The organism is Endozoicomonas sp. SESOKO4 (assembly GCF_024606275.1).
In genome coordinates, this window is record NZ_JAHHPS010000462.1 from 1 (window position 1) to 1,628 (window position 1,628).

General features: G+C 52.0%; 2 protein-coding genes. Both read left to right on the plus strand.

Features of this window, described 5'->3' with window-relative positions; all coding sequences use genetic code 11:
• The first annotated feature begins 2 nt into the window (after positions 1-2).
• Positions 3-476, plus strand: coding sequence for a 5-(carboxyamino)imidazole ribonucleotide mutase (purE, locus tag KDK16_RS08940; RefSeq protein ID WP_257275680.1), 474 nt, complete (start codon positions 3-5; stop codon positions 474-476).
• 4 nt (positions 477-480) lie between these two features.
• A complete protein-coding gene (locus tag KDK16_RS08945) occupies positions 481-1,620 on the plus strand; it encodes a 5-(carboxyamino)imidazole ribonucleotide synthase (RefSeq protein ID WP_257275681.1) in 1,140 nt (379 codons plus the stop codon).
• The last annotated feature ends 8 nt before the right edge of the window (positions 1,621-1,628 follow it).

The window sequence follows — 1,628 nt, forward strand, 5'->3', positions numbered from 1 at the left end:
GCATTATCATGGGGTCCAGGTCAGACTGGCCAACGATGAAACTGGCAGCGGACATGCTGGACCGGTTTGGAGTCCGTTATGAAACCAGAGTGGTTTCAGCGCACCGGACTCCCCAGCTGTTGGCTGACTATGCCACAGGCGCTAAAGAGCGGGGCCTCAAAGTCATCATTGCAGGCGCAGGCGGCGCGGCTCACCTGCCCGGCATGGCAGCCGCTTTCACTAGCCTGCCTGTTCTGGGAGTCCCCGTTCAGTCCAAAGCACTGAAAGGTATAGATTCATTACTGTCTATCGCACAGATGCCCAAGGGGATTGCCGTAGGAACTTTGGCCATTGGCGAGGCAGGTGCCGCCAATGCGGGTATTCTGGCTGCTCAAATCATTGGTACGCACAATGAAGCGGTCATGGCTAAGATAGAAGCTTTCCGTAAAGAACAAACGGACACGGTTCTGGCTAATCCCAATCCGGCTGAGGATTAATCTGATGCATGTTTTAGTGCTGGGGGCAGGCCAGCTGGCGCGAATGATGTCATTGGCTGGCGCACCGCTGAACATTCAAATCAGTGCTTATGATGTCAACAGCGAAACAGTGGTTCACCCGCTGACTCAAATGACCACCGGTAATGACTTGGCATCCGCTATCAGACAGGCTGATGTCATTACCGCAGAATTTGAACACATTCCCCTCGATATTCTGGCTGTCTGTGAGAAAAGCGGCAAATTTCTGCCTTCTACAGAAGCCATCAAGGCAGGTGGCGACCGGCGTATCGAGAAAAAAAGACTGGACGATGCCGGTGTTAAAAATGCCCGATACTTTGTCATTCAGACTTATGAAGACTTCCACAAAGCGATTGAGCATGTGGGTGTGCCTATGGTTCTCAAGAGTGCTTTGGGCGGCTACGACGGTAAAGGGCAGTGGCGGTTAAAAGAGCTTGATCAGGCTGATACCATCTGGGCAGAAATGGCCGAATGCATTGCAGCTACTGATCATCAGGCGATTGTTGCTGAAGAGTTTGTCCCCTTTGATCGTGAAGTCTCACTGGTCGGTGCCCGAAGTGCAAACGGAACGGTTGCTGTCTACCCTCTGGCCGAGAATGTTCATACCAACGGAGTACTGAGTCTTTCTACAGCCATCACTGATCAGGCATTGCAGGAACAGGCAAAGCAGATGTTCACTGCTGTCGCTGAGAGTCTTGGCTATGTCGGAGTGCTGGTACTGGAGTTTTTTGATGTGAGTGGTTCCCTGCTGGTCAATGAAATCGCGCCAAGAGTGCACAACTCCGGGCACTGGACTCAGCAAGGTTCTGAAACCTGTCAGTTCGAAAACCATCTTCGCGCTATCTGTGCAATGCCTCTGGGCAGCACCCGACTGATCCGAGAAACCACCATGATCAACATATTGGGTGAAGACAGGCTTCCTGAAGCGGTGATGGCAGTGGCAGGCGTTCATGTACATTGGTACGGCAAAGTAAAACGTTCTGGCCGTAAGATGGGCCACATCAATGTTTGTGGTGATAGCTCTGGCAGTGTGCAAAACAAACTCTCTGATCTCGCGCAATGGCTCGATCAGGCAGCCTATCCTGCGCTGCATGAATTTGTCCGGAAGTCATCGACACAAGCTTGAGTCAATCC

Coding starts and splice junctions, on each gene's coding strand:
- KDK16_RS08945 (WP_257275681.1), top strand. CDS start 481: ATGCATGTTTTAGTGCTGGGGGCAGGCCAGCTGGCGCGAATGATGTCA.